At 71.3% G+C, this 6,288-nt stretch carries 4 protein-coding genes and 1 pseudogene; 1 reads left to right on the plus strand and 4 read right to left on the minus strand.

From position 1 onward, the window contains the following. Positions 1-270 (plus strand): annotated as a pseudogene (locus GT042_RS10145) (hypothetical protein); the annotation flags it as partial. A 39-nt stretch (positions 271-309) separates the two neighbouring features. Here GT042_RS10145 and GT042_RS10150 read toward each other — a convergent pair. From GT042_RS10150 to GT042_RS10165, 4 genes are all read right to left on the minus strand, one after another. Further along, positions 310-1,197: an NAD-dependent epimerase/dehydratase family protein gene (locus GT042_RS10150; protein ID WP_161308384.1), complete on the minus strand. Its 888-nt coding sequence runs from the start codon at positions 1,195-1,197 to the stop codon at positions 310-312. A 230-nt stretch (positions 1,198-1,427) separates the two neighbouring features. Then, positions 1,428-3,587, minus strand: coding sequence for an RICIN domain-containing protein (locus GT042_RS10155; RefSeq protein WP_161308387.1), 2,160 nt, complete (start codon positions 3,585-3,587; stop codon positions 1,428-1,430). A gap of 122 nt (positions 3,588-3,709) precedes the next feature. Continuing rightward, positions 3,710-5,107 (minus strand): ricin-type beta-trefoil lectin domain protein, encoded by a 1,398-nt coding sequence (locus GT042_RS10160; RefSeq protein WP_161308385.1) that lies wholly within the window; start codon positions 5,105-5,107, stop codon positions 3,710-3,712. After that, positions 5,104-6,288 (minus strand): family 16 glycosylhydrolase (locus GT042_RS10165; protein WP_161308386.1); only part of this gene is annotated, 1,185 nt, incomplete at its 5' end. The genes GT042_RS10165 and GT042_RS10160, both read right to left, overlap by 4 nt.

Raw genomic sequence — 6,288 nt, forward strand, 5'->3', positions numbered from 1 at the left:
GTGGCGCTCGTGCTGGAGGCGGCGGGGATCGCGCCGTCGGCGGTGGACGCGGCGGGGCGGCGGGTGGCGACCGGCTTCCACGTACGGGAGGGCGAGCGGCCGGGGACCGTACGGGTGGAGTGGGTGGGTCCGCCCGGTGACGGGGCCGCCCAGGACGAGGAGCGCGCGCTCGGCGGCTGTGCGGCGGAGCTGGGGCGCCTGGGGTGGGAGGCGCTGCTGTACCGGGGGCCCCGCAGGCGGCGGTTCCTGGAAGTCGAACCCCTGACGTGAGAACGGGCCCCGGCGGCGGTGACGCCGGGGCCCGCCCGCTCAGGCCGGGGTGGGCCGCGCGATCTCCGTCAGTACGTCGTCCACGTGCCGTGGCTGCCAGCCGGTGTCCCTGCGGGCGCGGGCGCTGGTCATGCGCTGGTCGAGTGCGAAGGCCTCGGCGATCGGCCCCATGCGTTCCAGGCCCGCCTCCAGCGTCAGGGATTCCGTACGGCCGGGGTGTCCCGCCGCCTGTGCGGCTGCCGCCGCGACGTCGGCCTGGGTGGGTGATTCCTCGCTGACACCCACGTACACCGCCCCGGCGGGCGCGCCGAGCGCCAGCGCGTACAGCTCCGCGATGTCGTCGACGTGGACCACGCCCCAGTGGTTGCGGCCGTCGCCGATCACCGGCGCCGCGCCGCGCTCGCGCGCCGGGGCGGTGTAGAACATCTCGATGAGTCCGGCGCCGTGGCCGTAGACCACCCCCGGCATGACGAGCACGGGGTGTCCCCCGGTCGTCGCGCGGGCCAGGACGAGGTCCTCGTTGGCCCGGCGCCACGCGGTGAGGGCCGGCGGCTTCTGGGGCGCGTCCTCGTCGACGACCCCGTCGGTGTCGCCGTACACCCAGGCCCCGCCGGTGTGGACGTACGGTCCCGCGCCGACCCCGTCGAGGAGTGCCTCGGCGGCGGCACGGTCGACCTCGTCGCCGCCGGGGCCGGGGTCGGAGCCCAGGTGGATCACACCGTCGGCGCGGGACGCGGCCTCGCGCAGGACGGCGGTGTCGGTGAGGGTGCCCCGTACCGGTTCGGCCCCCAGGTCGGACAGGGTCCGCGCGGAGTGCTCGCTGCGGGCGAGCGCGGTGACGGTGTAACCGTGGCGGAGGAGGGCGGCGACGGTGGGCCGGCCGACGTAGCCGGTGGCGCCCGTGAGGAACACCTTGGTGACTGACATGCTGTGCCTCCAAAAGCCCGGCCCCGGAGTGTGGCCGGCTCCTCCACGATCGCCCGGGGGGCGGGGACCCGTCCAAGACCTCTTTCGTCGATGGTGATGTCCGCAGGGCATCGGCGCCCGTCGGCGGGGGCCGGACGGAGGGCGGGGGGACGACGGCGGGAAGGCCCCGGGCGTCCGCTCGCGCGGGTCGCCCGGGGCCTTCCCGGGGTGCTGTGACGGGTGGTGCGGTGTTACGGGTAGCTGACGAGGTTCGCCACGTTCGTGGACGAGTTCGACGGGCCGCCCCGGTCGTTGATCACGTGCCGGATGGTCCCGACGCCGCCGAGCGACACGGTCACCATGTTCTTGAACTTCACGTTGACGTTGTTGGGGACCTCGAAGGCGTGCTCCGCCGTCACCCCGTTGTTGACGTTGAAGAAGCAGTAGCTGCCGAGCCCGTACGCCTCGTGGCTCGTCACGGTGTTCGCCACCTTGTACGCGGCGTACCCCTGGGTGGCGCCGTTCATCCAGGCCGCCTGGTTGGGCGGGTCGTACGGCATCTCGTTCTGGTAGAAGTACGTCTTGCCGCCGTTGCCGTTCCAGATGGTCTGGTGTTTCTGGTAGTGCTCGACGAACAGGCCGTACATGGTGACGTCGGCGCCGTTGACGATCAGGCCGGTGTCCGCGGTGTTGGTGGTCCAGCCGACCCCGCTGCCGTGGTCGGCGCGCCAGATCCACATGTGGTCACCGATGACATTGCGGCTGTTGACCACCAGGCTGGTGGTCGCCTTGCCGACGCCGGCGCCGCCGATCCGGAAGAACACGTCGTGCAGCGACGTCGGGTTGGCCGCGTGGCTCACGTTCGAGCCGTCGGCGCCGACCTCCATCAGACGCGGGGAGTTGACCGGGCCCGCGTCGATGAGCAGACCCGCGACCTTCACGCCGTCGACGTCCGAGACGGAGACGGCGGTGATGCCGTTGTCCGGGATGAGGGTGGCGAGGCCGAGACCGAGGACGACCGTGTCGGGGCGGGTGACCCTGAGGGTCTGGTTCAGGTGATAGACACCCGGCGTGACCAGCAGGTTCTTGCCCGCGGCGAGGGCCGCGTTCATGTCCGCGGCGCTCGCGCCGGGCTTGGCGATGTAGAACTGGTCCAGCGGGACGGACGTACCGGCGGGGGCGCCGGCGCTCCAGGTGGTGCCGGACGAATTGTTCCGCAGGGCGGGTACGAACACCTTGTAGGCGCCGGCCGCGTCCACGTACAGGAAGGGCTTCTCACGGATCTGCGGGGTGGTCGCGACCGTGGTGTATGGCGGGTTGGGGAAGGTGCCGGCGGGCGCGTTCCTCGCGCCGACGAACACCATGTTCCAGTTCTGCCCGGTCCAGCTGCCCCACTCGGTGTTGCGGGACAGCCACTGCTGCTGCGTACCGGAGCGGACCTGGCCGTCCACCTTGCTGTCGGCCATGAATCCGCCGCTGGCCCAGCCGCCGTCGTCCAGCGCGAGGTTGCCGCGCACGTGCATGCGGCGGTACGGGGCGGCCTGCGAGACGGCCCAGCGGTCGGTGCCCGAGGGCGGCGTGACGGAGAGGTTCTCGGCGCTGCGCCAGAAGTTCTGGGTGGCGTTCTGCGGCGGGAACCAGTCGGCCTCCACGTGCACCGTGCCGCCGATGTTGACGTCGTCGGGGCTCAGGCCCAGGCCGGCGACCTGGGTGTAGAAGCCGACGTTGACGTTGACGTTGTTGTAGTTGCCGGGGCGGAACAGGAACGCCTGGCGCTGGGTGCCGAACTGGTTGGTCTCCTGCTGGCGGAAGACCGCGTCCACCCGGCTCTGGATCGTCGCGGCCGGCATCGACGGGTCGAAGACCTGGACGTTGGGGCCGAGGTCCGGGGTGCCGGCGGGCGGCGGGGTGTCGGCGGCGGTCAGCCGGAAGGACTGGGCGGCGGACCCGTTGCAGGTGTACTGCCCGAGGACCACGCCGTCGGCGGTGGAGGCGGCGGGCACGTCGAGGCACTTGCCGCTGTTGCCGTTCACGAAGTGGTAGGCCCCGTCCGCCTCTTCCACGGGCTGCCACTGCTGGTTGAGGCCGCTGCTGTACAGCCACAGCTGGATGGCGGCGCTGTCGGCGGTGGAGACGTCCTTGACGTCCCAGACCTGGTTGGCGGCGTTGCGGTTGCCGACCCTGACGCGGCCGTTGCCGGTGTCCGTCAGGCTCCAGTTCTGGGCGGTGGTGCCGTTGCAGGCGTACTGCTGGACGGCGGTGCCGTTGGCCGTGCCGGCGGCGGCCGCGTCGACACACTTGCCGCTGCCCTTGTTGACGACGTTGACCCAGCCGGTGGGCAGGGCCGCGGCGGCCTGGGCCGCCCGCGGGGCCGTCTGCGGGGCGCTCGACGGCGCTGCCTGGGCGGGCAGCGCGACGAGCGCCGTGCAGAGGGACGCCGCCGCGACGAGAAGCGTCGTCACCGACGGTCCCGTCCGGCGGCGGAGGATCCCGCCGCCCTCGGTGCGTGAGTTCACTGGTGCTCCTTGGTGGTTCAGCCGGCGTACTGGGCGAACGTGCGGGTGAATTCCCACGCCTGCTGGCTCACACCGGAGCAGGTGTCGTCGTTGGGATAGGCCCCGGGGCACGGCCGGTCGCGGTTGGCGGACCAGAAGGTCAGCCGCGCGAGGTGGTGCTGCTGGGCGTAGGCGAGGATCGTACGGAAGTCCGCCACGGTCACCGTCTCGTTGACGTCGGTGATGCCGTTCATCGACGAGATGCCGATGCGGCGGTACGTCGTGTCGTCGCTGTACCCGTACGCGTTCTTGACCGCGGTCTTGAGGCCCTCGGCCGCGCGGAGCGTGAGGGTGCCCATGTTCTGGCCGGCCCCGCCGAAGTCGAAGGGCATGATCGTCCAGCTGTCGACGGTCAGGCCGGCCGCGGCGCCGCGGTTGATCAGGCTGGTGTCGGGACCGTTGATGCCGGTACCGATGGTGATGTAGACCTTGATGCCCGGGTTGTTGGCCTTGACGGTCTTGAGCGCGTCGATCGTCCGCTGCTGGACCGTCGGGTTGTCGTACGCGGCGGCCTCCAGGTCGATGTCGATCGCCTTGAGGCTGTACGCGTTGATGACCTTCTGGTACGCCGCCGCCAGCTCGCCCGCGCTGGAGCAGGAGCTCTCCAGCTTGTTGCCGCTGTAGCCGCCGAACGACGGGACGATGTCGCCGCCCGCCGCGCGCACGGTGTTGACCGTCTGCTGGTCGACGCCGCCGGTGAGCGGACGGCCGCCGTCCCACTGCGGGTTGCAGTAGCCGTTGCTGAGCACGAACGCCAGGGTGAACCACTTGACGCCGGTCGCGTTCATGATCGTGACCGGGCTGGGCGGGTTGCCCCAGCCGTTGTAGAGGTACGGCGCGACCGCCATGGCACCGGGCGCGGGGGGCGGGGTGTCGCCGCCCCCGCCGCCGGCCGCGGGCGCGGTCCACTTCTGGTTGGCGGTGCCCGTGCAGGTCCAGATCTGGAGCCGGGTGCCGTTGGCCGAGCTGTTGCCCGTGGCGTCCAGGCACTTGTTCGCCTGGGTGCTCACGATGTCGCGGGCCGCGGAGACGGTCCACTTCTGGTTGTTGGCGCCGGTGCAGTCCCAGATCTGGAGCTGGCCGCCGTTGGCGACACTGCCGTCCTTGACGTCGAGGCACTTGCCGAGCGCGCGGACCGTACCGTCGGTGCCGACCGTCCACTGCTGCGCGGCCGAACCGTTGCAGTCGTAGAGCTGAACGGCCGTGCCGTTGGCGGAACTCGCCGCCGCCACGTCGACGCACTTGCCGCCGAGGCCCGTGATGGTGCCGGTCGCCGCCGCGGCGGGGGTGGAGGTGCTCACGATCGAGGCGCCCACCGCGAGCGGCAGGGCCGCCAGGACGGCCAGGGGCTTGAGGAACTTCCGTACGCGCGTCATGAGGCGTTCACCGTCCACTTCTGCGCGGCGGAGCCGTTGCAGGTGTAGATCTGGAGCCGGGTGCCGTTGGCCTGGTTGGCGCTCGGGACGTCCAGGCACTTGTTCGCCTGGATGTTCACGACGTCCAGCGCGGCGGGTGTGGCCCATTTCTGGTTGTTCGCGCCGGTGCAGTCCCAGATCTGGAGCTGCGCGCCGTCGGCGACGCTGCCGTCCTTGACGTCGAGGCACTTGCCGAGCGCGCGGATCGTCCCGTCGCTGCCGACCGTCCACTGCTGCGCGGCGGAGCCGTTGCAGTCGTAGAGCTGGACCGGGGTGCCGTTGGCGGAGCTCGCCGCCGCGACGTCGACGCACTTGCCGCCGAGGCCCTTGATCGCCTTGCCCGTACCGGGGGTGCCGGTGTCGCCGGTGGTGACGCGGACGTAGTCGATGACCATGTACTGGGGGAAGACGGTGCTGCCGTTGGGGTCACCGGGCCAGTAGCCGCCGACCGCCAGGTTCAGGATCATGAAGAAGGACTTGTTGAACACCCAGGCGTCGCCGCCGAGGTCGGCGGGCGTCCTGCGCTGGTAGACGTTGCCGTCCACGGACCAGGTGATGGAGTTCGGGGCCCAGTCGATCGCGAAGGTGTGGAACGCGTCGGCGAACTGCTGGCCGCCCGGGAGGGTGTAGCCGGCGCCGATGCCCTCGGCACCGGAGTAGCCGGGGCCGTGCAGGGTGCCGTGGACGGTGCCGGGCTCGAAGCCGACGTTCTCCATGATGTCGATCTCGCCCTGGGCGGGCCAGCCGCCGCCACCGTTGCCGAGCATCCAGAAGGCGGGCCAGATGCCCTGGCCGCGCGGGATCTTGATGCGCGACTCGATGCGCCCGTACTGCGCGCTGAACTTGTTGGCGGTGTTCAGCCGTGCCGAGGTGTACTCACACCGGCCGTACCAGCACTGGTAGTTGTTGGGGTTCTCCTTGCGGGCCTGGATGACCAGGTTGCCGGCGCCGTCGAGGGCGGCGTTGTTGGTACCCGAGGTGTAGTACTGCCGCTCGTGGTTGTTGACGTTGTCGCCGGTCTCCAACTGCCACTTGCTGCCGTCCACGCCGGAGCCGGCGGGGCCGTTGAAGTCGTCGTTGAACGTCACCGCCGCCGCGGCGGCCGGTACCGGTGCGGGGGCCGCGGTGGCCGTGGTCGCGGG

It is taken from the genome of Streptomyces sp. SID3212 (genome assembly GCF_009865405.1).
Taxonomy (GTDB): domain Bacteria; phylum Actinomycetota; class Actinomycetes; order Streptomycetales; family Streptomycetaceae; genus Streptomyces.